This window comes from Kibdelosporangium persicum (genome assembly GCF_013280595.1).
Lineage (GTDB): Bacteria > Actinomycetota > Actinomycetes > Mycobacteriales > Pseudonocardiaceae > Kibdelosporangium > Kibdelosporangium persicum.
In genome coordinates this window covers 134771-159723 of the sequence record NZ_JAAATY010000013.1, presented here as the reverse complement: position 1 = coordinate 159723, position 24953 = coordinate 134771, and the positions used below count along the sequence as shown (strand labels likewise).

General features: G+C 69.1%; 26 protein-coding genes. 23 read left to right on the top strand and 3 right to left on the bottom strand.

Annotated features, from left to right (window positions below):
* The first annotated feature begins 25 nt into the window (after positions 1-25).
* The 13 genes from GC106_RS23575 to GC106_RS23515 are packed head-to-tail and all read left to right on the top strand — an operon-like array spanning position 26 to position 12426.
* Complete coding sequence (locus GC106_RS23575; RefSeq protein WP_173134619.1) at positions 26-1522, top strand: FAD-dependent monooxygenase; 1497 nt, start codon at positions 26-28, stop codon at positions 1520-1522.
* Positions 1519-2790, top strand: a complete 1272-nt coding sequence (locus GC106_RS23570) for a beta-ketoacyl-[acyl-carrier-protein] synthase family protein (protein WP_173134616.1) — start codon at positions 1519-1521, stop codon at positions 2788-2790. Before GC106_RS23575 ends, GC106_RS23570 begins: the two co-directional genes overlap by 4 nt.
* A complete protein-coding gene (locus tag GC106_RS23565; protein WP_173134612.1) occupies positions 2787-3998 on the top strand; it encodes a ketosynthase chain-length factor in 1212 nt (403 codons plus the stop codon). Before GC106_RS23570 ends, GC106_RS23565 begins: the two co-directional genes overlap by 4 nt.
* A gap of 31 nt (positions 3999-4029) precedes the next feature.
* Positions 4030-4290 carry an acyl carrier protein gene (locus tag GC106_RS23560; RefSeq protein ID WP_173134609.1) on the top strand — a complete coding sequence of 87 codons (261 nt, stop codon included), beginning with the start codon at positions 4030-4032 and terminating at the stop codon, positions 4288-4290.
* 16 nt (positions 4291-4306) lie between these two features.
* Positions 4307-5080 carry a 3-oxoacyl-ACP reductase FabG gene (gene fabG / locus GC106_RS23555; protein ID WP_173134606.1) on the top strand — a complete coding sequence of 258 codons (774 nt, stop codon included), beginning with the start codon at positions 4307-4309 and terminating at the stop codon, positions 5078-5080.
* Positions 5081-5096: 16 nt separating this feature from the next.
* Positions 5097-6047 (top strand): aromatase/cyclase, encoded by a 951-nt coding sequence (locus GC106_RS23550; RefSeq protein ID WP_173134603.1) that lies wholly within the window; start codon positions 5097-5099, stop codon positions 6045-6047.
* A 6-nt stretch (positions 6048-6053) separates the two neighbouring features.
* Complete coding sequence (locus GC106_RS23545; RefSeq protein ID WP_312872803.1) at positions 6054-7430, top strand: FAD-dependent monooxygenase; 1377 nt, start codon at positions 6054-6056, stop codon at positions 7428-7430.
* 11 nt (positions 7431-7441) lie between these two features.
* A complete protein-coding gene (locus GC106_RS23540) occupies positions 7442-8194 on the top strand; it encodes an SDR family oxidoreductase (RefSeq protein WP_173134600.1) in 753 nt (250 codons plus the stop codon).
* Between the two features lie 14 nt (positions 8195-8208).
* Entirely contained in the window at positions 8209-9765 is a 1557-nt protein-coding gene (locus GC106_RS23535; protein ID WP_173134598.1) for an acyl-CoA carboxylase subunit beta, read from the top strand.
* Complete coding sequence (locus tag GC106_RS48015) at positions 9762-9926, top strand: acyl-CoA carboxylase epsilon subunit (RefSeq protein ID WP_173134595.1); 165 nt, start codon at positions 9762-9764, stop codon at positions 9924-9926. Before GC106_RS23535 ends, GC106_RS48015 begins: the two co-directional genes overlap by 4 nt.
* A gap of 3 nt (positions 9927-9929) precedes the next feature.
* The gene (locus GC106_RS23525) at positions 9930-10508 is read left to right on the top strand and encodes an NADPH-dependent FMN reductase (protein ID WP_173134592.1); all 579 of its coding nucleotides are present in this window, start codon (positions 9930-9932) and stop codon (positions 10506-10508) included.
* Positions 10509-10518: 10 nt separating this feature from the next.
* A complete protein-coding gene (locus tag GC106_RS23520) occupies positions 10519-11343 on the top strand; it encodes an LLM class flavin-dependent oxidoreductase (RefSeq protein ID WP_173134589.1) in 825 nt (274 codons plus the stop codon).
* Positions 11344-12426 (top strand): FAD-dependent monooxygenase, encoded by a 1083-nt coding sequence (locus tag GC106_RS23515; RefSeq protein ID WP_173134586.1) that lies wholly within the window; start codon positions 11344-11346, stop codon positions 12424-12426.
* Positions 12427-12495: 69 nt separating this feature from the next.
* Here GC106_RS23515 and GC106_RS23510 read toward each other — a convergent pair whose 3' ends face one another.
* The 3 genes from GC106_RS23510 to GC106_RS23500 are packed head-to-tail and all read right to left on the bottom strand — an operon-like array spanning position 12496 to position 14606.
* The gene (locus GC106_RS23510; RefSeq protein WP_173134582.1) at positions 12496-13464 is read right to left on the bottom strand and encodes an acyltransferase domain-containing protein; all 969 of its coding nucleotides are present in this window, start codon (positions 13462-13464) and stop codon (positions 12496-12498) included.
* A 2-nt stretch (positions 13465-13466) separates the two neighbouring features.
* Positions 13467-13793 (bottom strand): TcmI family type II polyketide cyclase, encoded by a 327-nt coding sequence (locus GC106_RS23505; RefSeq protein WP_173134579.1) that lies wholly within the window; start codon positions 13791-13793, stop codon positions 13467-13469.
* A 15-nt stretch (positions 13794-13808) separates the two neighbouring features.
* Positions 13809-14606 carry an SAM-dependent methyltransferase gene (locus GC106_RS23500; protein ID WP_173134577.1) on the bottom strand — a complete coding sequence of 266 codons (798 nt, stop codon included), beginning with the start codon at positions 14604-14606 and terminating at the stop codon, positions 13809-13811.
* Positions 14607-14792: 186 nt separating this feature from the next.
* On the opposite strand from GC106_RS23500, the gene GC106_RS23495 reads away from it, so the two are divergent.
* Genes GC106_RS23495 through GC106_RS23450 form a run of 10 tightly spaced genes read left to right on the top strand, consistent with a single transcriptional unit; the run spans position 14793 to position 24953 of the window.
* Positions 14793-15821 (top strand): methyltransferase, encoded by a 1029-nt coding sequence (locus GC106_RS23495; RefSeq protein WP_173134574.1) that lies wholly within the window; start codon positions 14793-14795, stop codon positions 15819-15821.
* 9 nt (positions 15822-15830) lie between these two features.
* Positions 15831-16949, top strand: coding sequence for an acyl carrier protein (locus tag GC106_RS23490; protein WP_173134571.1), 1119 nt, complete (start codon positions 15831-15833; stop codon positions 16947-16949).
* Positions 16946-18430 carry a class I adenylate-forming enzyme family protein gene (locus GC106_RS23485; protein ID WP_173134569.1) on the top strand — a complete coding sequence of 495 codons (1485 nt, stop codon included), beginning with the start codon at positions 16946-16948 and terminating at the stop codon, positions 18428-18430. The genes GC106_RS23490 and GC106_RS23485 overlap by 4 nt, the downstream gene beginning before the upstream one ends.
* Positions 18423-19613 (top strand): type III PLP-dependent enzyme domain-containing protein, encoded by a 1191-nt coding sequence (locus GC106_RS23480; protein ID WP_173134567.1) that lies wholly within the window; start codon positions 18423-18425, stop codon positions 19611-19613. Before GC106_RS23485 ends, GC106_RS23480 begins: the two co-directional genes overlap by 8 nt.
* A 3-nt stretch (positions 19614-19616) precedes the next feature.
* Positions 19617-19871 (top strand): acyl carrier protein, encoded by a 255-nt coding sequence (locus GC106_RS23475; RefSeq protein ID WP_173134564.1) that lies wholly within the window; start codon positions 19617-19619, stop codon positions 19869-19871.
* Positions 19868-21016 carry an acyl-CoA dehydrogenase family protein gene (locus GC106_RS23470; protein ID WP_173134561.1) on the top strand — a complete coding sequence of 383 codons (1149 nt, stop codon included), beginning with the start codon at positions 19868-19870 and terminating at the stop codon, positions 21014-21016. Before GC106_RS23475 ends, GC106_RS23470 begins: the two co-directional genes overlap by 4 nt.
* Positions 21009-22094 carry an acyl-CoA dehydrogenase family protein gene (locus tag GC106_RS23465; protein WP_246366634.1) on the top strand — a complete coding sequence of 362 codons (1086 nt, stop codon included), beginning with the start codon at positions 21009-21011 and terminating at the stop codon, positions 22092-22094. The genes GC106_RS23470 and GC106_RS23465 overlap by 8 nt, the downstream gene beginning before the upstream one ends.
* A complete protein-coding gene (locus GC106_RS23460) occupies positions 22073-22570 on the top strand; it encodes a 4'-phosphopantetheinyl transferase family protein (protein ID WP_217280856.1) in 498 nt (165 codons plus the stop codon). The genes GC106_RS23465 and GC106_RS23460 overlap by 22 nt, the downstream gene beginning before the upstream one ends.
* Positions 22567-23484, top strand: a complete 918-nt coding sequence (locus GC106_RS23455) for a hypothetical protein (RefSeq protein ID WP_173134559.1) — start codon at positions 22567-22569, stop codon at positions 23482-23484. Before GC106_RS23460 ends, GC106_RS23455 begins: the two co-directional genes overlap by 4 nt.
* A complete protein-coding gene (locus tag GC106_RS23450; protein ID WP_312872802.1) occupies positions 23481-24953 on the top strand; it encodes an amino acid adenylation domain-containing protein in 1473 nt (490 codons plus the stop codon). The genes GC106_RS23455 and GC106_RS23450 overlap by 4 nt, the downstream gene beginning before the upstream one ends.

Below are 24953 nucleotides of genomic sequence, written 5' to 3'. Positions count from 1 at the left end.
AATCGCACGGAAGGAACGACAGCTCATGGTCAAGGGGAAGCCCGTTGACGCTCCCGTGATCGTCGTCGGCGCCGGGCCGTCCGGCCTGATGCTCGCGGCCGAACTGCGGCTCGGCGGGGCAGGCGTCATCGTCCTCGAGCGGCTCGCCGAGCGGACCGGGGAATCCCGCGGGCTTGGGCTGTTCATCCGCACCATGGAGGTGTTCGACCAGCGCGGCCTGCTGCCGAGATTCGGCAATCCGGAGACCAGTTCGCTCGGCCATTTCGGCGGGATTCCGCTGGATTTCAGCGTGCTGGGCAATCCTCATCTCGCCAACCGCACGGTGCCGCAGTCGCAGACCGAGACCGTGCTCGAAGAATGGGCCGCCGAACTCGGGGCCGACATTCGCCGGGGCCATGACGTGAAGTCGGTCAGGCAGGACGCGGACGGTGTCGACGTCGAGGTGGCCGGGCCGGACGGCACCGTGCGGACGTTGCGGTGCCAGTACCTCGTCGGCTGCGACGGCGGCCGGAGCCGCGTCCGCAAGCAGTGCGGCTTCGACTTCCCCGGTGTCGAGGGGACCATGGAGATGTTCCAGGTCGACCTCAAGGGCATCGAGATGCGGCCGAGGGAGATCGGCGAGAAGGTCCCCGGCGGCATGGTGATGGGCGGCCCGCTGGGCGACGGCGTCTTCCGGATCACCATCTGCGAACGGGACAACCCGCCGAAGAAGCGCACCGAACCGGTCACGTTCGCGGAGGCCGCCGGGGCGTGGAAACGCCTGACGGGCGAGGACATCTCGGCCGCGACCCCGGTGTGGATCGGCGCCTTCACCGACGCCACCCGGCTCGTCTCCGAGTACCGGCGCGGCCGTGTGCTGCTGGCGGGCGACGCCGCGCACATCCACCTGCCCGCGGGCGGCCAGGGCATGAACACCAGCATCCAGGACGCGGTGAACCTCGGCTGGAAGCTGGCCGCGGTGGTCCGCGGCACCAGCCCGGAAAGCCTGCTGGACACGTATCACAGCGAACGGCACCCGGTCGGCGAGCGGCTGACGATGAACACCCGCGCCCAAGCCCTGCTGTTCCTGCGCGGTGAGGAAATGCTGCCGCTGCGCAAGGTGATGGCCGAGCTGGTCGAGTACCCGGAGGTGCACCGGCACCTCGCGCGGATGGTCAGCGGGCTGGCCGTCCGGTACGACGTCGGCGAGGGCGGGCATCCGTTGCTCGGCGAGCGGATGCCGCACGTCGAACTGATCACTGCGGACGGCAAGACCAGCACCACCGAACTGATGCGCCCGGCCCGTGGCGTGCTGATCGACTGCGCGGACGACGCCGGGCTGCGCCAGGTCGCCGAGGCGTGGAGCGACCGGGTGAACGTGATCACCGCTTCGCCGCACGACGGTGCCGACCCGGCGGGGCCGCTGCACGGCACCGCTGCCGTGCTCCTGCGGCCGGACTCGCACGTGGCCTGGACGCCGGAGAGCCGCGACGACCTCGCCACCGCGCTGGAGCGCTGGTTCGGCCCGAAGGAAACGCCATGAGCCGCAGGGAAGTGGCCATCACCGGCATCGGGGTCATCTCCCCCGGCGGGATCGGCGTACCGGACTTCTGGCGGTTGCTCACCGAGGGCCGCACGGCCACCAGGCTCGTCACGCACTTCGACCCGGCGCCGTTCCGGTCCCGGATCGCCGCGGAGGCCGACTTCGATCCGGCCGCGTTCGGCCTTGGCCCGCAGGAGATCCGCCGGATGGACCGGGCTGCCCAGTTCGGCGTGGTGACCGCACGGGAGGCGGTGACCGGCAGCGGACTTGACATGTCCACTGTGGACCCGGGCAGGGTCGCGGTGAGCGTCGGCAGCGCGATCGGCGCGTCCGTCGGGCTGGAGGAGGAGTACCGGGCCGCCAGCGACGACGGCAGGCTGGACCTGCTGGACGAGAACTACGCGGCCAAGCATCTCTACAACTACTTCGTGCCCAGTTCGATCGTGGCCGAGGTCGCGTGGGCGGTCGGCGCGGAAGGCCACGCCGCCATGATCTCCGACGGTTGCACGTCCGGTGTGGACGCCGTCGGCTACGGCTGTGACCTGATCCGTGAAGGCTCGGCCGACATCGTGATCGCGGGCGGTACGGACGCGCCGATCACACCGATCACCTTGGCCTGCTTCGACGCGATCAAAGCGACCACCCCACGCAACGACGACCCCGAGCACGCCTCGCGTCCGTTCGACGCCAGCCGCAACGGGTTCGTGCTCGGCGAGGGCGCGGCCATGTTCGTGCTCGAAGAAGTGGAGCACGCACGCGGACGCGGCGCGCACATCCACGCGATCGTCTCCGGCTTCGCCGGACGGTGCAATGCCTACCACATGACGGGCCTGAAAGCCGACGGCCGGGAGATGGCCGAGGCCATCCGGGTGGCGATGGCCGAGGCGCGGGTCAACCCCGAGGACATCGACTACATCAACGCACACGGTTCGGGCACCAAACAGAACGACCGGCACGAGACGGCGGCGTTCAAACGCAGCCTCGGTGACCAGGCGTACCGGATCCCGGTGAGCTCGATCAAGTCCATGATCGGCCACTCGCTCGGCGCCATCGGCGCGATCGAGGTCGCCGCGTCCGTGCTGGCGCTGGAGCACGACGTCCTGCCGCCGACCGCCAACCTGCACACCCCCGATCCGGAATGCGACCTGGACTACATCCCCGTGACCGCACGGGAACAGGACACCGACACGGTACTGACGGTGGCCAGCGGGTTCGGCGGGTTCCAGAGCGCGATGGTGCTCACCGCACCGGGAAAGGACCACGCATGACCCCGTCGGCGGTGGTGACCGGGATCGGCGTCACGGCGCCGAACGGCCTGGGCACCAAGGACTACTGGGCCGCGACGCTGGACGGCACCAGCGGCATCGGCCGCCTCACCCGCTTCGACCCGAGCGGCTATCCCGCTCAGCTGGCCGGTGAGGTGCCCGGCTTCGTGGCCAAGGAACACCTGCCCAGCAGGCTGTTGCCACAGACCGACCACATGACACGGCTCGCGTTGGTGACCGCGGACTGGGCCCTGGCCGACGCCGGGGTCAAGCCCGACCAGCTGGACGGGTACGACATGAGTGTCGTGACAGCCAGCTCGGCCGGCGGGTTCGAGTTCGGTGAACGTGAACTGCAGGCGTTGTGGAGCAAGGGAAGCAAGTACGTCAGCGCGTACCAGTCCTTCGCCTGGTTCTACGCGGTGAACACCGGGCAGATCTCGATCCGCAACGGCATGCAGGGCCCGAGCGCCGCGCTGGTCAGTGACCACGCGGGCGGGCTGGACGCGATCGGCCAGGCACGACGGCAGATCCGCAAGGGCACGCCGTTGGCCGTCACCGGCGGTGTGGACGGTTCACTTTCCTCGTACGGCTGGATTTCGCATCTGTCGAGCGGCCAGATCAGCACGGCCACCGACCCTGACCGGGCGTATCTGCCGTTCGACGCGTCGGCTTCGGGTTACGTGCCAGGTGAAGGTGGCGCGTTGTTCGTGCTCGAAGACGAAGCCGCCGCACGGCAACGCGGAGCCGAGATCTACGGCCGGATCGCCGGCTACGCGTCCACTTTCGACCCTCGACCGGGCACCGGACGGCCACCGGCCCTGAAGCGCGCGATCACGCTTGCCCTCGACGACGCGGGCGTCACGCCGGGCGACGTCGACGTGGTGTTCGCCGACGCGGTCGCCGTGCCGGAACTCGACCGTCAGGAAGCCGACGCGATCAACGAGGTGTTCGGTCCGCGCGGTGTGCCTGTCACCGCGCCGAAGACGATGACCGGACGGCTGTACGCGGGCGCGGCACCGCTGGACGTGGCCGCGGCACTGCTGGCCATCCGGGACAGCGTGCTGCCACCGACTGTCCACAGTGATCCATACCCGGACTACCAGCTGGATCTGGTGACCGGAACGCGCGGCGGCCCGGTGCGCACCGCGCTCGTGGTCGCCCGTGGCCACGGTGGTTTCAACTCGGCCGTGGTCGTGCGATCGGCCCGGTAGACCAGCACGGCGAATCCGTTAGGGAGGAAGCATGCCGGAGAAGTTCACCATCGAGGACCTCAAGTCGATCCTGCGCGAGTGCGCCGGTGAGGACGAGGGAGTGGACCTCGACAGCCACATCCTCGACACGGAGTTCGAGGAGCTCGGCTACGAGTCGCTGGCCATCTTCGAGACCACCAGCCGGATCGAACGCGAGTACGGGATCTCGCTCGGCGACGACGCGCTCAACGAGGCCAGCACCCCACGCGCACTGCTCGACATCGTCAACGCACGCCTGCTCAGCGTGGCATGAGGAAAGGACAGAAGGCATGCCGAAAGTAGCCCTTGTCACCGGCGCGACCAGCGGTATCGGCCTGGCCATCACCCGTGCGCTCGCCGGGCTGGGCCACCAGGTCTTCATCGGCGCACGGACCGCCGACAACGTCACCGAGACCGTCAAGTCCTTGCAGAAGGAGGGCTTCGACGTCGACGGCACGGCCTGCGACGTGCGGGAGCCCGGCGACATCCGCGGGTTCGTGCAGGCGGCCGTCGACCGTTACGGCCTGGTCGACATCCTGGTCAACAACGCCGGCCGGCCGGGCGGTGGCACCACCGCCGACATCCCGGACGAGCTGTGGCACGACGTCATCGCCACCAACCTCAACAGCGTCTTCCTGATGACCAGGGAGGTGCTCACCACGGGTGGCATGCGGGACAAGAAGAGCGGCCGGATCATCAACATCGCGTCCACCGCGGGCAAGCAGGGCGTGGTGCTCGGCGCGCCGTACTCGGCGTCGAAGCACGGTGTCGTGGGCTTCACCAAGGCACTGGGCAACGAGCTGGCGCCGACCGGCATCACGGTCAACGCCGTGTGCCCCGGCTACGTCGAAACGCCGATGGCACAAGGTGTCCGGCAGCGGTACGCGACCGCGTACAACACCACCGAGGACGCCATCCTGCAGAAGTTCAACGCCAAGATCCCGCTCGGCCGGTACTCCACGCCGGAGGAGGTGGCCGGTCTGGTCGGCTACCTGGTCTCGGACACGGCCGCGTCCATCACCTCGCAGGCGCTGAACGTCTGCGGCGGCCTCGGCAACTTCTGAGCAGAGGGAGAAGGACGTGTCGAACCAGAACGTGCGCGAGGTCGAGCACGAGATCACCGTGGACGCCGGTGCCGACGAGGTCTACCGGCTGCTGGCCGAGTGCGTGCACTGGCCTCGGTTGTTCCCGCCGACGGTGTACGTCGACCGGACCGGGATCTCGGCCGAGGAGGAGCGGATCCGGATCTGGGCGACGGCCAACGGCGAGGCCAAGAACTGGACCTCACGCCGGTGGCTCAAGCCCGCCGAGCGCCGGATCGACTTCCGCCAGGAGGTCTCGCCGCCCCCGGTCGCGTCCATGGGCGGTGGCTGGATCATCGAACCGTTGTCGGACAAGCAAAGCCGCGTCCGGCTGCGGCACGACTACCGGGCGATCGACGACGACCCGGAAAGTCTCAAGTGGATCGACGAGGCGGTGGACAGCAACAGCCGCAAGGAACTGGGCGCGCTGAAGGCGAACATCGAACGCGCGACAGTGACGGCCGAGGAGGATCTGCTGCTGTCGTTCACCGACACCGTCGAGATCGCCGGCTCCGCCAAGGACGTCTACGAGTTCGTCAACGAGGCCGGCAAGTGGACCGAGCGGCTGCCGCACGTGGCCAGGGTCTCGCTCCAGGAGGACACGCCCGGCCTGCAGATCCTGGAGATGGACACGCGCACCAAGGACGGCTCGACCCACACCACCAAGTCGGTCCGGGTCTGCTTCCCGAACGAGAAGATCGTCTACAAGCAGACCACCTTGCCCGCGCTGATGGCGTTGCACACCGGCTATTGGGAGTTCGTCGAGCACGACGCCGGGGTCACCGCGACCTCCGAGCACACGGTCGTGATCAACACGGCGAACGTCACCGAGATCCTCGGTGCCGACGCCACGGTCGCCGACGCGAAGCAGTTCGTTCGCAACGCGTTGAGCACCAACAGCCGCGCGACCCTCGGGCACGCCAAGGACTACGCCGAGAAGCGGAGCTGAGCTCAGGTGCGGGACACGTCCGTCATCGTGGCCGGCGCGGGTCCGGTGGGCCTGCTGCTGGCCGGTGAGCTGCGGCTCGGCGGAGCCGACGTGATCGTGCTGGAACGGCTGACCGAACCGGTCACCGAGTCCCGTGCGTCCGCGCTGCACGCCCGCACGATGGAACTGTTCGACCAACGCGGCCTGCTGGACGAGCTCGGCACCCTGCCGTGCCTGCCGATGGGGCACTTCGGCGGAATCCCGCTCGACCTGACGGCAGGCACACGTTATCCGGGCCAGTGGAAGCTGCCGCAGACGCGGACCGAGGCGTTGCTCGAGCGCTGGGCCACTCGGCTCGGTGCCCGGGTACGCCGTGGCCGTGAGGTCACCGGGCTCACCGAGACGGCGGACTGTGTCGAGGTCGAGGTGTCCGATGTGGAGACCTCCGGTGTGGACGTTCTGCGGGCGGACTACGTGGTCGGCTGTGACGGTGAGCAGAGCACGGTCCGGCGACTGGCCGGGTTCGACTTCCCGGGACAGGACGCCGGACGTGAGCTGATCCGGGCCGACATCGTGGGCATCGAGATCCCGAACCGCAGGTTCGAACGGCATTCGCGCGGTGTGGCGACGGCGTACCGCTATCCGGACGGCCTGACACGGGTGATGGTGCACGAGTTCGGCGCCCGTCCCCGGACGACCGAGCCGGCCTTCGGGGATCTCGTGGGGGCTTGGTCCCGGGTCACCGGCGAGGACATCAGTGGTGCCAAGCTGGTGTGGCTCAATGCCTTCGGCGACGCCAGGCGGCAGGCTGCCCGGTACCGCAAGGGCCGGGTCATGCTCGCCGGTGATGCCGCGCACCAGCAGCTGCCGACCGGCGGGCAGGCGCTCAACCTGGGCCTGCAGGACGCGATGAACCTCGGCTGGAAGCTCGCCGCGAAGGTCCGTGGCGACGTGGATCTGCTCGACACGTACCACGAGGAACGGCATCCGGTCGGCGAACACGTGCTGACCAACATCGCCGCGCAGACGCAGCTGCTGTTCGGCGACCGGGACGTCGAGCCGGTCCGTACCGTCCTCGCCGAGCTGATGGCGATGGAGCCGGTCCGCGCCCATCTCGCCGAGATGATCAGCGGTCTCGGCATCCGTTACGACATGGGCCCGGGCGGCCATCCGCTGCTCGGCACCCGGACGCCCCCGATCGACGCGCTGCGCACAGGCAAAGGCGTGCTGCTGAACACTTCCGGCGCCGAACGCTGGGCCGGCCGCGTGCTGACGCTGACCGGCGTGGACGGTCTGCCGTTCGACCGCGCCCTGATCCGGCCGGACGGCCACATCGCCTGGGTCGACGGCACCCGGCAGGAGCTGGCAGCCGCACTGCATCGCTGGTTCGGCCAGCCGAACTGACAGGAGGACCCATGACCAAGACAGCACTCGTCACCGGGGCCAGCCGGGGCATCGGCCGAGCCGTCGCCCAGCGCCTCGCCCGGGACGGCGCGCTGGTCGCCGTGCACTACGCGACCGAGGCCGACGCCGCCGACGAGGTGGTCAAAGGCATCGAGGCGGACGGCGGCCAGGCTTTCGCCCTGCGGTCGCAGTTCGGTGCGCCCGGGTACGTGGACGACCTGTTCGACGCGCTGGAGAGCGGGCTGAAGGCTCGCACCGGCACGGCCGAACTGCACATCCTGGTGAACAACGCCGGGATCAAGTCCGTGCAGGAGCCCGAGGACGTCACGGCCGAGCAGCTGGACGAGCTGTTCGAGGTCAACTCGAAGGCACCGTTCCTGATCATCCAGCGGGCGCTGGGCCTGCTGCCCGACGGGGCGCGGATCATCAACATCTCGTCCGGGATCACGCGTTTCGGCAACCCGCAGGAGATCGGGTACGCGATGAGCAAGGGCGCGGTCGAACAGCTGTCCCTGCATTTCGCCAAACACCTGGGGCCACGCGGGATCACCATCAACAGCGTGGTGCCCGGGGTCACCGACAACGGTACCGAGCCGGTGTTCCGGAACCCGGAGATCAGGGCGCACCTGTCGGAGATGGCGGCGCTCAAGCGGGTCGGCGAGACCACCGACATCGCCGACATCGTCGGCTTCCTCGCCGGCGCCGACGCGCGATGGATCACCGGCGCGCTGATCAACGCCAGCGGTGGCGCGCTGCTCGACTGAACCGGGTGAGACCGATGCCGACCACCAACTCCGAACGGCTGGCCGAGCTGGCCGACATCAAGGCCCTGGCCGTGGCGGGCGCCGATCCGCAAGCCACCCGCCGCCAGCACGACAAGGGCAAGCTGACCGCGCGGGAACGGATCGGCCTCCTGCTCGACCCCGGCACGTTCCGCGAGATCGAGCCGCTGCGGCGGCACCGGGCGGCCGGCTTCGGCCTGGAGGCGAAACGGCCGTACACCGACGGAGTCGTGACCGGCTGGGGCACGGTGTACGGCCGGACAGTGTTCGTCTACGCGCACGACTTCCGGATCTTCGGCGGGTCGCTCGGCGAGGCACACGCCATGAAGATCCACAAGATCATGGACATGGCCGAGGCCGCGGGCGCGCCGCTGGTGTCGCTGAACGACGGCGCGGGCGCCCGTATCCAGGAGGGCGTCACCGCGCTCGCCGGTTACGGCGGGATCTTCCAGCGCAACGTCCGGCTGTCCGGGGTGATCCCGCAGATCAGCGTGATGGTCGGGCCGTGTGCCGGTGGCGCGGCCTACTCCCCCGCGCTGACCGATTTCGTGTTCGCCGTCCGGGAGATCTCGCAGATGTTCATCACCGGGCCGGACGTGGTCCAGGCGGTCACCGGCGAGCAGGTCACGCACAACGGTCTCGGCGGCGCGGACGTGCACGCGACGTCCTCGGGCGTCGCGCACTTCGTGTACGACAGCGAACAGGAGTGTCTCGATGACGTTCGCTACCTGATTTCGTTGCTACCGGCCAACAACCGTGAGCTGCCGCCGTCGTCCGGCACCGCCGATCCGGACGATCGCACGACCGATCGCTTGCTTGACCTCGTGCCGGCCAACCCCAACCAGGCCTACGACATCCGCGAGGTGATCACCGAGGTCGTCGATGACGGCGACTACCTGGAAGTGCACGCGGGCTGGGCGCCCAACATCGTGTGCGCGCTCGCCCGGATCGGCGGGCACGTGGCGGGTGTGGTCGCCAACCAGCCCTCGGCCATGGCCGGTGCGCTGGACATCAAGGCCAGCGAGAAGGGCGCGCGGTTCGTCCAGTTCTGCGACGCGTTCAACATCCCGCTGGTCACGCTGGTCGACGTGCCCGGGTTCCTGCCCGGTGTCGACCAGGAGCACGACGGGATCATCCGCCGTGGCGCGAAACTTCTGTACGCCTACTGCAACGCCACCGTGCCCCGGATTTCCGTGGTGCTGCGCAAGGCGTACGGCGGCGCGTACATCGTGATGGACTCCCGGTCCATCGGGGCGGATCTCGCGTTGGCGTGGCCCACCAACGAAATCGCCGTGATGGGCGCCGACGGGGCGGCGAACGTCATCTTCCGCAGGGAGATCGCGGCGGCGCAGGACGCCGAGGCAGTGCGTCAGCAGAAGATCAAGGAGTACCGGACCGAGCTCATGCACCCGTACCACGCGGCCGAGCGTGGCCTGATCGACGACGTCATCGACCCGCGGCAGACCAGGGCGGTGCTGATCTCCGGGCTGGAGATGCTGCGCGCCAAGCATTCCGCCCTGCCTGCCCGTAAGCACGGAAACCCGCCGCAGTGACCGGCATCCGGGTGGTCAAAGGCGATCCGTCCGCCGAGGAACTCGCCGCGCTGGTCCTGGTCCTGCTCGGCACGGCGAGGGCCGAGCACGAGCCCGCTCCGGCCCGGCGGCCCGCGACCTGGCGGCCACCGGCGTGGACGCCACCCACATGGAAAGGCTGACCAATGCATCCCATCCGGCTGGCCGTGATCGTCGGCAGCGTGCCGGGCAGCCGCACCGGCCCGGTCGTCGCCAAGTGGTTCGTCGGTGAAGCGGGCCACCGCGACGACGTGTGCCTCGACGTCGTGGACCTGACCACCGGGCCACCGCTGAGCATGGCCCGTCCGACGTGGCCGCCGGAGACCGCCGACGCCCACGCACTCGGCGGCATCACGCCACGGCTGGCCGCCGCCGACGCGTTTGTCATCGTGACACCGGAGTACAACCGGAGTTTCCCGGCGGTGCTGAAGAACGCCATCGACTGGCACTTCACCGAATGGCACGCCAAACCGGTCGGATTTGTGTCCTACGGCGGGCGATCCGGCGGGCTGCGGGCCGTCGAGCAGCTCCGGCTGGTCTTCGGCGAACTGCACGCGGTGCCGATCAGGGACGTCGTGAGCTTCCACGGCAGCTGCTTCGACGAAGCCGGGGTGCCGCGCGACCGTGACGGATGCGACGCCGCCGCCAAAGGCATGCTGGACCAGCTCATCTGGTGGGCCACGGCACTGCGCGAAGCACGGGCCGCGCGCCCGTACCAGACCTGAGGAGTGCGACGTGGACCTGATCTTCGGCGCGAACGTCAATCCCACCCATGCCGATCCGCACGAGTCCCTGCGGCTGGCGGCCCGGATCGACCAGGCCGGTCTCGACCTGGTGACCATTCAGGACCACCCGTACCGTCCGGCGTACTACGACACGTGGACACTGTTGACGTACCTCGCGGCCGGAACGAGCCGCGTCGCTTTTGTCCCCACCGTGGCCAATCTGCCGTTGCGGCCGCCCGCGATGCTCGCCAAGTCCGCGGCCAGCCTGGACTGCCTCACCGGCGGCAGGCTGCGTCTCGGGCTTGGCGCGGGCGCGTTCTGGGACGACATCGTGTCGATGGGCGGTCCGCGCCGCACCCCGGCCGAAGCGGTGGACGCGCTGAGCGACGCGATCGACCTGATCCGTTCGCTGTGGACGTCCGAGCACTTCGGCCCGCGCCCGAGCCCCCGGCTGGAGATCTGGCTGGGCGCGAACGGGCCCCGGATGCTCGATCTGGTCGGCACCAAGGCGGACGGCTGGCAGCCGTCCTTGCTGCACCTGGGACTCGACCGGCTGCCACGGGCCTCCGCACGGATCGACACCGCCGCCACGCTCGCCGGCCGCGCGCCCGGATCGATCAGGAAGGTCTACAACCTCGCCGGGATCATCGGTCCGCCCTCGGCCGAGCCGTTCCACGGCTCGGTGGCGCAGTGGACGGACCAGATCGTGCAGCTTGCCGAGAAGTGCGGGATGAACGGATTCGTCTACTGGCCGCGGGACGATCACGCCAGGCAGATCGACATGTTCGCCGCCGAGGTCGTCCCGGCCGTCCGCGCGTTGCTGGAGGAGGAGTAGATGCCACGCACCCAGGTCCTTGTCGTCGGCGGTGCCCTGAGCGGCCTGTCGGCAGCGGTGTTCCTCGCCTGGCACGGCGTTCGCTGTGTCGTCGTGGAACGTGAACCGCAACTGCCGCCCGGCACGCGGCGCACGCTGAACCCACGGACGATGGAGCTGCTACGTCAGATCGGTCTCGAATACACCATCATGCGGCAGTGTGCTGCCGGGCCGTCCACGGAAGCCAGTCCGTGTACGGCCGTTTCTTTCGCCGGTGTTGAAGCCGTCCTGCGGGACCGGGCCGAAGCGCTCGGTGTCACGATGTGCTTCGGTACGTCGTTGCGCTCGTTCAGCCAGGGCGCGGATGGAGTGACCGCCACCGTTGTGGACGGGGACGGCGACTACGAGATCCATGCCGACTACCTGGTCGCCGCGGACGGCCCGGACAGCGGCACCCGCGTCGCGCTCGGTCTGGCAGCGGGTGATCGGACGTGCCGGGCCGGGAAGGTGTTCCTGGTGGGCAAGTCGGCCAACACCATGCCGCATGACGACGGGAACATCTTCCTGCAAGACGCCCAGAATCTGGCGTGGAAACTGGCCGCCGTGGTCAAAGGCCTGGCAGGGCCGACGCTGGTGGACACGTACCAGACCGAACGGCACCCGGACACCGTGCCGCCCAAGGCTCCAGCGGAGGCCATGGTTCTCGGCTACCGGTACTCCTCGGATGCCGTGGTCGACCCGGGCGACAACACGCCGCTGCTTGCCCACCAGCTCCGCGGGCAGCCCGGCAGCCGGGCGCCACACGTCCGTGTCACGTTCATCGGCCGGCCGATCTCGACGCTGGACCTCTACGGCCGTGACTTCGTCGCCCTGATCGGCTCCAACGGAACTTGGCAGCACACCACCCACGGCCTGCCGGTGCAGGCGTATCGCTTCGGTACTCACCTGCACAGCGAGACGGACCTCGAAGCGGCTCACGGCATCACGCCGGACGGGGCGTTGCTCGTCCGCCCGGACGGCTTCGTGGCGTGGCGCAGCCCAGGACCGGTCACCGACGCGGCCGAAGCCATGGCCAAAACCCTCCGCACCATCCTGTCCCGCTGAAAACCCCTCGTGAGTGTTTATCAGGGTTAGAACCCGGATAAACACTCACGAGGGGGAGGTGGGGGAAGGTTACGTGGTCAGGTGGTCGAGACCGGCATGCCATGCTGTGAGGGTGCCGCTGGCACGTGACGGCGAGAGTGAGACCACCGTGCTTCGCTTGGCACGGACGGCCGGGTGTTTCCTGGCCAGCATGGACAGTCCTTTTCCTGGGCCCGCTTCCACCACGGTGTACGCCCCCGCGCTGAGCAGGGTGTCCAGGGCCGGCCAGAACAGCACCGGCGCGTCGAGTTGCCGTGCCCAGAAACCCGGTGTGACGGCTTCTTCCGGCGTGACCACCCGGGCGGTGCGGGTCGAGACGATCGGGATTCGCGGCGGGCGCAGTGTCACGCCGGCGAAGCCGGCCTCGAACTTCTCACCCGCCGCGGCCACCGCCGGGCAGTGGAAGGGCTGCCGGGAACCGACCCGCATGGCGCTGATCCCGTTGCCCGCCAGCACTTCCCTGATCCGGACGAGTTCGGCTTCCGGGCCTGCCAGCACCGTGATCCCCGGCGCGTTGATCGCCGCGATGCCCACTCCGCCTTCGTGGCTCCGGGCGTCCAGGTGGCGTTCCACGTCCCCGGCCGCGGCCGAGACCGCGAGCAGGCCACCGGCTGGTGCGGTCGCCATCGCCTCGTACCTGGCCAGGATGATCCGGGCCGCGCCCGGCGGGTCGTACACCCCCGCCAGGGCGGCCGCGGCCAGCTCGCCGACGCTGTGTCCGATCAGGACAGAAGGGACGATGCCGCGCGCGATCAGCGCGCGGCCGAGCGCGTAGCCGATGGCGAAGAGCAACGGCTGCGCGCGCGACGCGTCGTCGAGAGGGACCACGGGGTGATCGCTGAGCCAGTCGGCCCGCAGTCCGGCCCCCACCGCGCCCATGAGCGAGAAGAACTCGTCCATGGCCGCGGTGAAGACCGGTTCGGCGCCGTAGAGTTCCACGGCCATGCCGGGGTACTGCGCGCCCTGCCCAGGCAGCAGCAGAGCGATCGGGCTGGTCATGCTCAGGGCTGCCAGCGGTAGAACGCCTTGGCGATCGCGTCGGTCGGCTGCTTCCACGTCTTCGGGTCGTAGGGGTCGATCATCGCGACCAGCTTGTTGCTGATGTCGACGAACAGCGGGTGGTCCATCGCGTTGCGGATGGCCTTGCCCGAGTCGTGGTCGTCGTCGAACTGCTGCAGGTGGAAGTACAGGTCGTTGTAGTTGAACAGCTCCCGCCGCCGGGTGCCCATCAGGTGCGGCATCTCGCTCTTGTCGAACTCCGCGAAGTGACCGGCGATCAGCTCCTTCTCGTCCGGGTTCATCCGCCCGACGATCAGTGTGGTGTACATCCGATTCCTTTCCTCTCAGGGCTTGCGGGCGACACCCGCGTACAGGAAAACGTGGTCCGAGCCGGCAGGCGGCTCGCCGTCCGGACGCCAGTGCGGCATCTGCACCAGACCGGGCTCGACCAGGTCCAGGCCGTCGAAGAACCGGGCGATCTCGGCACCGGTGCGCATCGCCACCGGTTCGCCCGCCTCGCTGGAGATCCGCTGCAACTCCCCGGCGGTCTCCGGGGTGAAGTCCGCGGTGAACTGGGAGAACAGCAGCATGCTGCCGGACGGCACCGCGGCGAGGTACTTCGCGACCATGCCGTACGGGTCGTCGGCGTCGTGGAACAGGTGCATCAGGCCGATCAGCATCACGGCGACCGGCTTGTCGAAGTCGATGGTCCGCCGCAGCTCCGGCAGGCTCAGCGTGGCGGCCGGGTCACGCACGTCGGCCCGCACGACCGCGGTGCCGCCGGTGCCGCCGCCCAGCAGCTTACGGGCGTGGTCGAGCAGAATCGGATCGGTGTCCACATAGGCCACCCGGGCGTCCGGGATCACCTGCCTGGCCACCTCGTGCGTGCTCGGCGAGGTCGGCAGGCCCGCGCCGAGGTCGAGGAACTGCCCGACGCCCGACTCGGCCGCGAACCGCACCGCCCGCTGCAGGAACGCGCGGTTCGCCCGGACCACGCCGCGGATCCACGGCATGGCGGCGATCAGGTCGTCGCCGACCTTGCGGTCGGCCGCGAAGTTGTCCGTCCCGCCGAGCATGTAGTCGTACACCCTCGCGGAATGCGGGACCTCGGTGTTCAGCGTGGTCGTTGGATTGCCGGTCATGTCATCGTTTCTAACCGAGCCGTTTCGCCCGCGTCGAGCGCACGGCCGGGCAATCCCAGGACATTTGTAGTGTTGACCAACGTCTCACACAGTCCTGTCACTTTCCTGGCGCACCGGGTGTTGAACATTTTTCGGTACCCCGCCCAAGCTGGCTGACACGGGCGGATCGCCAAGGGAGGCCAGGAGATGCAGCAGGATCCAGGGCAGGCGCTGATGCGGCTGGTGTGGGGCTACACGAGCACCTCATTGGTCGTCGCGGCCATCCGGCTCGACCTGCCGGAGCGGCTCGCGGACCACACCCGCTCCACAGTGGACCTGGCAGCGGACATCGGTGTGCACGAGCCGTCGCTGCGCCGTCTGCTGCGGGCATTGACCGCGATCGGCCTCACGACCGAGACCACGGCAGGACACTACAAACTGACCGCGGCGGGGTCATTGCTGCGCCGGGACGTTCCCGGCTCACTGTACGCCATCGTGCGGGTGAGCACGGACGAGACGATCCTGTCCGGCTGGCGTGACCTGGACTGGAGTGTCCGCACTGGACAGTCGGCGTTCCCCCGCATCCACGGCACGGACTTCTTCACCCACATCGCGGCCGACCCCGAGCTGTCCGCGATGTTCCACGCGTCGATGGGGGAAGGCACCCAGGAGATCGCCGACGCGATCACCAAGCAGTACGACTTCTCCCGGTTCGGCACCGTGGTCGACGTCGGCGGCGGGAACGGGACGTTGCTCGCCTCGATCCTCGCGGCGGAACCGGATCTCCGCGGGATCGTGTACGACAGCGAGGACGGCGTCGCCCAAGCCCACGAAGTCCTCACCGCGGCAGGCGTCGCGGACCGGTGCGAGATCCGCTCCGGCGACTTCTTCGCCGAAGTACCCGGCGACGGCGACGTCTACCTGCTCAAGAACATCCTGCACGACTGGGACGACAAACGGGCGGCCGCGATCCTGGCCAACTGCCGGCGCGCGGTGCCCGGTCACGGCCGGGTGCTGCTCGTCGAGTCGGTCCTGCCCGCGCACGTCGATCCGCAGTCCCCGCCGGACGACTACCTGATGGACATCAACATGCTGGTCAACTTCGGCGGCATGGAACGCACCGAGGCCGAGTTCCACGCCTTACTCACGGCGGCTGGTTTCCAGCCGCGGCACGCGGTCCGGGTGGGCGAGTCAGACGACCACCTGATCGAAGCCGTCCCAGCCACCCGGAGTTAGGAGAGAACAATGGCCACACCGTCGCCGGAGTCCGTGCACGCCGACCTGATGGACTGCGTGCAGACCAACCTCGCGGTGCTCGCCGACCACCACTACGGCCCGGACGCCCACCTGAACCTGGGCGCGCAGCTGAACTTCCACTGGCGGCACCGGCCCGGTGACCTGCCCACCGTCGAGCCGACCCTGGCCGAGCAGATCGCCACGGCCGAGGACGTGCTCGGCCTGGTGGCACGAGACCGGGCCACCGTCACCGGACCGGAGTTGTTCGAGTGGTCGAGCGGCCGTGACCTCGTTTACGTGGTCGCTGACGCCTACGAACTGCCGTGGGCGCCGTATCACGGGCATCAGCACATGGAGCACAGTTTCCTGCTGGCGCCGGACTGCACGGTCGTCGACGCGTACGCGAACGAAACGCCTTGGGGCACGGCCACTCCCGGCAAGTGGAAGCTCAGCCCGGAACAGCTGTGCCTGCCCAAGGCCGAGGTGTTCCACTTCGAGCCCACCTTCACCGGGCTGCCCCGTCTCACACCGTCGATCAACGACGTCGCCGTCGACGGTTACCTCGCCGCGTACGAACGGAATCCGAACCGGACCCGAGCCGTGGAGCGGCTGACGTTGGAGACGTGGCTGCTGACGCGGTCACGCAAGCTGCACGCCAAGTTCCGGCGACTGAACGGCCGTCCCGCCGACGATCTCGCCGGTCACCTGCGTGCCTGGGATTCGTTGTCCGAACAGACCTACCTGGCGTATCGACGGGTTCTGCGTGGCCGGGACGAGCCGCCATGGCTGGTGAGCAGGCTCGGCGAGATGCTGGCCGCCGACCGTGTGGTGTTCGCCGAACCGTCCACCGGCCAGGATGTCCACAGTGGCCCGTTGATCGGCGAGGCGCTTCGCCGCGCGGTCGCCGCGATCGCCGGAGCGGTGCTCGGCGTGACCGAGGCCAAGCTGCTCAACGGCCTTGAGTTCACCGCGTTGCCGCGGTTCAGCTCGTTCCGGCTGGTGGAGATCCTCGAGCGGCTGGAGGACGAGCTCGGCGTCGAGCTCGATCCCGCCGACCTGGTCCCCGAGAACCTGCACCGGGTCGACGACCTGTGCCGGATCGCCAAGCAGACCGGAGTTCGCGCATGACTCTGCTGCACCACATCATCGACACGGCCGCCGTGCGCTGGCCGGACGGTCCCGCGATCACCGGCGGCGACACCACCCTCACGCATCGCGAGTTGACGGCGGCCAGTCGCCGCACAGCTCGCTGGTTGCGGGACACGGGTGTACGGCGGGGCGACCGGATTGTGCTGCTGAGCCCGTCGTCGGTCTTGCACCCGGTGCTGATCTACGCGGCGTCGAGGATCGGTGCGGTCATCTCGGTGCTGCACGAACAGACCACCGAACCGTCGCTGGCGCACGTCCTCGACGACTGCGAACCGGTGCTCCTGATCTCCGGCGAGCTCACCACACCCGCGAAGGCCAGAGGCATCCGGGTGGCGAGCATCGAGGAGGTCACCGACCCGGCGTTGCGGGAGCGCGGGGACGTGGACACCGGGCCCGAGCCGGTGGCCGTGGACCCGTTGTTCCTGCTCTACACCTCCGGAACGACGTCCGCGCCGAAGGCCGTGGTCAGCACGCACCAGCCGGTCGTCTTCGCGGTGAACGCCATCCAGTCGATGCTGCGTTACGCCGAAACGGACGTCGTCTACTGCCCGCTCCCCCTGTCCTTCGACTACGGCATGTACCAGTTGTTCCTCGGTGCCGCGTCGGGCGCCCGGATCTGGCTGGGCCGCCCGGCCGAAGTCGGTCCTTCCCTGGTCCGCAAGCTCGTCACGGCAGGCACGACGGTGCTGCCCGCGGTTCCTGCCGTGGCCGAGGCGCTCGCCAGGCTGTTGCCCAGGCACAAAGGGCCGAAACCCGCGCTGCGCCTGCTGACCAACACCGGCGCCGCCATGCCCGCTTCGGTGTTGTCGGCGTTGCGTGCCGCGATACCGGGCCTGTCGGTGCAGTTGATGTTCGGCCTGACGGAGTGCAAACGCGCCACCATCGCCCCGCCGGACGCCGATCTGGCGAACCCTGGGACGTGCGGCGTGCCGCTGCCCGGTACCGAAGTGTTCACTGTGGACGGATCGGGAAACCGCCTGGGCGTGGGCGAGATCGGCGAGATCACGGTCCGCGGGCCGAACGTGATGTCCGGCTACTGGCGGCAGCCCGAAATGACCGCGCAGAGGTTCGTCCGCCGGGACGGGCTGTTCCCGGAACTGCGCACCGGGGACCACGGCTGGCTGGACGAGTCCGGGCACCTGCACTTCGTCGGCAGGCTCGACGACATCTACAAGGAACGAGGGCTGCGGGTCAGCGCGACCGAGGTGGAAGCGGCGGCGCGGCGGGTCCCCGGCGTGCAGTCCGCCGTTGTGTTGCCGCCCAAGGATGGGCGCGCGGCGGTGCTCGTGGTCGTGACCGAACACGCGCCGCAGCACGTCCTCGCCGGGATGCGCCAGGAGATCGAGGAGTTCAAGATCCCCGGCCGTTGCCTGGTGGCCGACCGTCTTCCCTTGAACGGCAACGGGAAGGTCGACCGCAAGGCGGTAGCCGCGATGCTCGTGGAGGCCGACGGTGGATGACAAGCTGCCGGAAACCCCGGCGTACGTCTACGACCTGGCACAGGTCCGGGCGAACCAGGCTGCCCTGGTCCGTGCCCTGCCTGCCAAGTCCATCCTGTACTACTCGCTCAAAGCCAACCCGCATCCGGATCTGCTCGCCGAGATCCGGACAGGCGGCGCCCGCGCGGAAGTGTGCTCGGCGGGTGAGCTCGACGCGGCACTCGCGGCGGGCTGGCCCCCCGACGAGGTGCTCTACACGGGCCCTGGCAAACGCGACCAGGATCTCGCGCACGCCATCGCGTCGGGCATCCGCAGGTTCTCCGTGGACTCGGTGACCGGTCTGGACCAGCTCGACCGCATCGCCGCCATCCACGGCGTCGAGGTCCGTTGCCTGCTGCGGATCAACGACGACCAGCCAAGCCCGGGCCAGGGCCTGGCGATGACCGGCGTCGCGTCCCAGTTCGGCGCGGACACGTCGTGGGTGCTCGCCGAGCCGGAGAAATTCGCGAGCAGGCCACACGTGACCGTGTCCGGGCTGCACCTCTACATGGGCACCAATCTGACCACAGTGGACGATCTGGTGGCCCAGTTCCAGCGGTCACTGGACACCGGAGTCCGGCTGTGCGAGGTGCTGCGGAAGCACGGCGCCGACATGCACATGCTCGATCTCGGCGGCGGGTTCGGCGCCCCCTTCGCCCGCGCGGGCGAAGCGGTGGACCTCACCGGGTTGCGGGACGAACTCGACCGGATGCTCAGTGGACACGACCTGACCATCGCGTTCGAGTCGGGCCGTTACCTGGCCGGCACCGCGGGCACGCTGTACACGACCGTGCTGGACGTCAAGCAGTCACACGGCAAACGGGTTCTGGTCCTCGACTCGGGGATCAACCACCTCGGCGGGATGTCCGGTCTGCGCCGGCTGCCGCCGCTGGTCCCGGATGTGCGGTCGCCCGGCGATGATCTCACCGACGCGATGCTGGCCGGTCCACTGTGCACACCGCTGGACCTGTGGGCGCGATCGGCCCCGGTGCCTGACGTGCGACCGGGTGACGTGCTCGCGATTCCCAACGTCGGCGCTTACGGCCTGTACGCGAGCCTCGTCGCGTTCCTCGGCCACCCGCTGCCCATCGAAGTGGTCGTCGACGGCGACGCACCGCCCCGGATCTCCCGTCTCGCCCTCACCCGCAATCCAACGGAGACATGACCCATGGACGAGCGCTTCACCGAACTGCTGGCCAGGTTCCTGAAGTTCGCGAACGGCAAACCGATCACCGAGGACTCCGACCTGCGGGCACTCGGGCTGGACTCAATGCAGTCCATCGAGCTGCTGTTCGCCATCGAGGACACCTTCGGCGTCATGCTGCCGGACGACGAGATGGGCGACACCACTTTCGCCACGGCGGGCAACTTGTGGCGTGCGATCGCGGCGGAACTGCCCGGCGAGACCGGAGCCGTCGCATGACCACCCTGAGCGAACTCGCCGACCAGGTTGTCAGGACCGCCGAACGGCACGTGGCCACGACCGACCGGGACGCGACATTCCCGGTCGAAGCACTGGACGAGTTGCGCCGCACGAAGTTGCTCGGCCTGCTGGTGCCCGCCGGGCACGGCGGCCTGGGCGGCACCGTGACCGACATGGTCGATCTGGGGATCAGGCTCGGCCGTACCGACATGTCACTGGCGATGATCTTCGTGATGCACTGCCAGCAGGTGGCCGCGGTGGTCCGGCACGCACGCGAGCCGTTCCGCACCGACCTGCTCGAACGCATCGGGCAGGGAAGGATCTACCTGGCTTCGGTGACCACCGAGGCAGGCAAGGGCGGGCACCTGCTCAGCGCCGAGTCAGCGCTCAGCGGCGACACGACGCTGGCCATCGACCGCTTCGCGCCGATCGTGACCGGCGGTGTGTACGCGGACGGATTCCTGATCACGATGCGCAGCCCGGACGCCGGCTCGCCCAACCAGGTCTCGCTGGTCTACGCCGACCGGGACCAGTTGGAGGTCACCGCGTCCGGCGACTGGCAGCCGATGGGCATGCGGGCCAGCCACAGCGTGCCGATGAAACTCGTCGGCAGCGTTCCCGCGGAGCAGGTGATCGGTGAGCACGGCACGTTCCCGGACATCGCCACCACGATCTTCGCACCGCTGGCCCATCTCGGCTGGTCCGCCGCGTGGCTCGGCACCGCAGCGGGCGCGCTGTCCCGCGTGCTGCGGATGATCCGCGGCAAGGAAGGACGCGACCGGTTCGACATCAGGTCCGAACTGTTGCTGACCCGGCTTTCCACCGCACGCCAACGCCTTGACGGTGTGCACGCCTTGCTGCGCCGGGCCGAACAGACCGTCTTCGCCTCGCCGGATCTGTCCGTGCCCAACCACCAGTTGCTGCTGAACGCGTTGAAGATCACCGCGGCTGAACAGTGCCATGCGGCGGTGAACGACCTGGTGGACGCGGTCGGCCTGCGGCACGGCTACCTCAGGGACTCGCCGACCCGGCTGGAACTGGCCCTGCGTGACCTGCGGTCGGCCGCGTTGAACTACAGCAACGACCGGCTGCACCTGGCGGACGGCAGGCTGGCCCTGCTCGACCCGGAGGTCCGTTTTGTCTGACCTGCTGGTGGCACCCACGTGGACCGAGGCACTGGACCTGCCGTCCGACGCGTCAGGGCGCGAAGTGTGGCGCGCTCTCGGCCGGGCCGGGTTGATCGAGTGGGCCCATCCGGTCGCCCCGGCCCGGCTCGGGGCTCTCCTCGCCGCAGTCGACCGCCGCTTCTCCATCGGCACAACGCTTTCCGTGTGCGTGCAACTGGCGACCGTGTTGCCCGTCCTGGCCACAGGGCCCGTCGAGGTGTTCCGGAGGCTTCTGGCAGGCATCGACACCATCGCCCTGGCGGCCACAGACGTCGGCGCCGGGTCGGACCTGACCGCGTTGCGCACCGAGGTTCGGATCACCGGCGAAGGCATCGAGGTCACCGGCGAGAAACGCTGGATCACCAACGCGACCACGGCCGACGCGTTCCTGGTGCTGGCCCGGCACAAGCCGGGACGGCACTTCGCCAGCTTCACGTGGGTGCTGGTCCCGGCGTCGGCACCAGGCGTGACCGTGACCCCGGCGGACACCACGTTGTTCGACGGCTCCGGCACCGGTCACGTGCGGTTCGACCGCGTGCGGTCCGGGGAGGTCGTCGGCCGTCCCGGCCGTGGTCTGGCCACGTTCGCCCGCCACATCGGCACTGAGCGCCTGGCCGGTGCTCTGTGGTCGGTCGCGTTGTGCCGCCGGGTTCTGACCGACACCCTGCACCGGCTCTCGGCGCGTTCCTACGGCGAGAACACCCTGTGGCATCTGGAAAGTGTTCGGCAACGGTTCGCAGAATGCCTCGTTCGTCTGCGGCAACTGGAGTCGCTGGCCAACGATGTCGGTGACCGGATCGTGCGCGAGCATGACGCCGGCGCGGCCGCGTTGGTGAAGGCATCGGCCGCGAGCACGGTCGACTACGTCCTCGCCGAATGCGCGCACCTGCAAGGCGCGGACGGCTTCACGGCGGGCGGCATCCAACAGCTTCGTGCACAGGCCGGACTGTTCGGCATCGGCGGCGGTGCCACCGAGATCGTCCTGTCCACTGTGGCCGATGATGCCGTGGCGATCCTGAACGGGACGGACCCGGAATGTTCCGCCGCACTCGGATAACCCAGGTCGCCGACGGGATGTGGATCGCCACCGCACCGATCCGTATGCCCGGATCTCGGGAGCGGGAGTCCCTGGCAGGCAGGGCCTTGCTCCGGACGCTGCTGCGCGCGGTGGCTCCCGCGGCTGCCGGCGACGAGGTGGTGACCCAGCCCGGCGGCAAGCCGTACCTGCGTGAACACCCACGGCTGGGCATCAGCGTGTCACATGACCGGGGAGCCCTCGCCGTGTGCGTCGGCGTCGACAGGGCCGTCGGGATCGACGTGCAACTCCCGGACGGCTCGCCGGAACGGGCGTGGGCGTGGACGGTCCGGGAGGCACTGGTGAAGACCACCGGGGAAGGACTGGCCGGCAGGCCGTGGGACATCGACGTTCCACCGGGACGCGGTTCGGGCACGTGGCGGTCGTGCCACTGGGTGAGCCTGCGCGGCCGGTCGCCGATCCCGGTCAGCTACGCGTACCGGAAGGAAGGCCCATGACCCCGTCGGCCGAGTTGAGCTGCTACACCACGAACCTCGCCGAGTACCTGTCCCGGGAGGTCGCCGACCTCCAGTGGCACATCGCCTCGGCGATCCGGCTCGGGGTTCGTGCCGCCCCCGGCTCCCGGCTGGTCTTCTCCCAGCACACCCGGATGGATCAGGACCGCGAGGACCAGGAGCTGGCTTACCGGGCAAGCGCGTCCTGGGACGTGGCCCGGGAGCTGGTGGCCGGGGAACTGGCTCGATCGGGCCAGGTGCTCGTGGTCACTGATGCCGCACATCTGCCGTGGTCGCCGTATCCCGAGGATCAGCACGGTCCTCATTGGATTCTGGTGCGTGCTCGGCGGAACGACACGTGGCTCGTGGTGGACAGGTTCAGCACGATGACCATGCACGGCAGGCAGTACCCGTTCGAGGGTTGGCTGACCGACGCCCAACTGCGGCGTGCGATGAAGCCGATGCCTGGACTTCCTGTGGCCGTCCGGAACCGGGACGCGCACGCCTTGGGTACTCGGGTCCCGCTGCCTCCGGACACCTCGTACCGGTGGCTCGCCAAGGTTCCCGCGTCCGCACCATCCACTGAGGACTGGTCTGTTGACGCTTTGCCGACGCTGCGTCTGCTCGCCGACCGCCTGACCGTGGACGACGAGGCCGTTGTCGACGCTGTGGACGACCTGTGGGCAGCCGGAGTGCACCAGCGGTTCCGGCTGACCGCGTTCACCGAACGGGGACTCACGTCCGTCTCGCTGGTGGAACCCGTGCTGGCGGCGTGGAGCAAACTGGCACGGTCCTTGCGTTTCGCCGCCAAGTCCGCGCAACGCGGCAAGCCACGGCCGGATCTGGTCGTGCCCGCGTTCGACCGGCTCATCACGGCGACCGAGAAACTGTGCGCCGACCTGGCCGCGGAGGTGTGATCACGGTGCAGACCATGTACGACTGGTTCGCCGCGTCCGCGGCCGACGGCCCGGACCGGATCGCCTTGGAGATCGGGCCGGCCCGGCTGACGTACCGGGAGCTGTCCGATCTGGCCGCGCACGTCGCCGGCCAGTTGATCGCGCACTGTGGCGGTGTTCCGCGCCGGGTCGGCCTGCTGGCGGCTCGCAGCGTTCTGGCGTATGCCGGTTACCTGGCGATCCAACGGCTCGGCGCGACCGTGGTTCCGCTGAACCCGTCGTTCCCGCCCGCCCGCAACGCCACCATCGCCCGGATGTCCGCACTGGACGTCGCCTTGGCCGACTCGGCCGAGCTGCCGGTTCCCACGGTGACTCCGCGGTCGTTCGACGGCCCTCCGCCCGCGCTTCCCGCATCCGCGGCGGGGCCGGACGACATCGCGTACATCCTGTTCACGTCAGGGTCGACCGGCGCACCGAAGGGCGTCCGCATCGCGCACCGGAACGTCAGCTCGTACCTGTCGCACGTGATTCCGCGGTACGAAGCCGGTCCAGGAGCCCGGTTCTCCCAGTTCTTCGAACTGACGTTCGACCCGTCGGTGTACGACATGTTCATCGCCTGGGGCTCCGGGGCGACGTTGGTCGTGCCGACTCGCGGCGATCTGGTGATGCCGGTGCGTTTCGTCAACCGCAACCGGATCACGCACTGGAACTCAGTCCCTTCGGTGATCTCCTTGGCGCACCGGATGAAGGCGCTGAAGCCCGGCAGCATGCCGTCGTTGCGGTGGAGCATGTTCTGCGGCGAGCCCCTGACGCTCCAGCAGGCCTCGGCGTGGCACACGGCAGCGCCCGCCAGCGTGCTGGAGAACATCTACGGCCCTACCGAGATGACCGTGACCTGCACCGAATACCGCCTGCCGCCGGACAACTGGCCCCAACCCCCGAACGGCACAGTTCCGATCGGCACGCCGTACCCCCAGCTCGAACACCTCGTCCTGGACGACGGCGAACTGTGCCTGCGCGGCCCCCAGCGCTTCCCGGGCTATCTCGACCCGGCGGACAACATCGGCCGTTTCCTCACCGAGAACAAGGAAATCTACGACGGCACGGGCGAACTGACCGCCGCCCACTGGTACCGCACCGGCGACCGCGTGACCTACCACGACGGGCAACTGGTGCACCTGGGCCGAATCGACCATCAGGTGAAGATCCGCGGCTACCGCGTCGAACTGGGCGAGATAGAAGCAGTCCTGCGGCAGCGACCCGGAATCACCGACGCGGTCGTCCTCGCCCTGCCCGGCAAGGACGAAACGGAACTGGTGGCGGCCTACACCGGCACCCCGCAGGACGAGGAGGCACTCCTCGCTGACCTGAGCCGCCACCTGCCGCCGTACATGATGCCCCGGACCGTCACCGCGTTCGACACGTTCCCGCTGAACCAGAACGGCAAGATCGACCGCCGGGCCCTGAGCGCCACGTTCTCGGCGCCGTGA

Coding starts and splice junctions, on each gene's coding strand:
- GC106_RS23575 (WP_173134619.1), top strand. CDS start 26: ATGGTCAAGGGGAAGCCCGTTGACGCTCCCGTGATCGTCGTCGGCGCC.
- GC106_RS23570 (WP_173134616.1), top strand. CDS start 1,519: ATGAGCCGCAGGGAAGTGGCCATCACCGGCATCGGGGTCATCTCCCCC.
- GC106_RS23565 (WP_173134612.1), top strand. CDS start 2,787: ATGACCCCGTCGGCGGTGGTGACCGGGATCGGCGTCACGGCGCCGAAC.
- GC106_RS23560 (WP_173134609.1), top strand. CDS start 4,030: ATGCCGGAGAAGTTCACCATCGAGGACCTCAAGTCGATCCTGCGCGAG.
- fabG (WP_173134606.1), top strand. CDS start 4,307: ATGCCGAAAGTAGCCCTTGTCACCGGCGCGACCAGCGGTATCGGCCTG.
- GC106_RS23540 (WP_173134600.1), top strand. CDS start 7,442: ATGACCAAGACAGCACTCGTCACCGGGGCCAGCCGGGGCATCGGCCGA.
- GC106_RS23535 (WP_173134598.1), top strand. CDS start 8,209: ATGCCGACCACCAACTCCGAACGGCTGGCCGAGCTGGCCGACATCAAG.
- GC106_RS23525 (WP_173134592.1), top strand. CDS start 9,930: ATGCATCCCATCCGGCTGGCCGTGATCGTCGGCAGCGTGCCGGGCAGC.
- GC106_RS23515 (WP_173134586.1), top strand. CDS start 11,344: ATGCCACGCACCCAGGTCCTTGTCGTCGGCGGTGCCCTGAGCGGCCTG.
- GC106_RS23510 (WP_173134582.1), bottom strand. CDS start 13,464: ATGACCAGCCCGATCGCTCTGCTGCTGCCTGGGCAGGGCGCGCAGTAC.
- GC106_RS23505 (WP_173134579.1), bottom strand. CDS start 13,793: ATGTACACCACACTGATCGTCGGGCGGATGAACCCGGACGAGAAGGAG.
- GC106_RS23500 (WP_173134577.1), bottom strand. CDS start 14,606: ATGACCGGCAATCCAACGACCACGCTGAACACCGAGGTCCCGCATTCC.
- GC106_RS23495 (WP_173134574.1), top strand. CDS start 14,793: ATGCAGCAGGATCCAGGGCAGGCGCTGATGCGGCTGGTGTGGGGCTAC.
- GC106_RS23490 (WP_173134571.1), top strand. CDS start 15,831: ATGGCCACACCGTCGCCGGAGTCCGTGCACGCCGACCTGATGGACTGC.
- GC106_RS23485 (WP_173134569.1), top strand. CDS start 16,946: ATGACTCTGCTGCACCACATCATCGACACGGCCGCCGTGCGCTGGCCG.
- GC106_RS23475 (WP_173134564.1), top strand. CDS start 19,617: ATGGACGAGCGCTTCACCGAACTGCTGGCCAGGTTCCTGAAGTTCGCG.
- GC106_RS23470 (WP_173134561.1), top strand. CDS start 19,868: ATGACCACCCTGAGCGAACTCGCCGACCAGGTTGTCAGGACCGCCGAA.
- GC106_RS23460 (WP_217280856.1), top strand. CDS start 22,073: ATGTTCCGCCGCACTCGGATAACCCAGGTCGCCGACGGGATGTGGATC.
- GC106_RS23455 (WP_173134559.1), top strand. CDS start 22,567: ATGACCCCGTCGGCCGAGTTGAGCTGCTACACCACGAACCTCGCCGAG.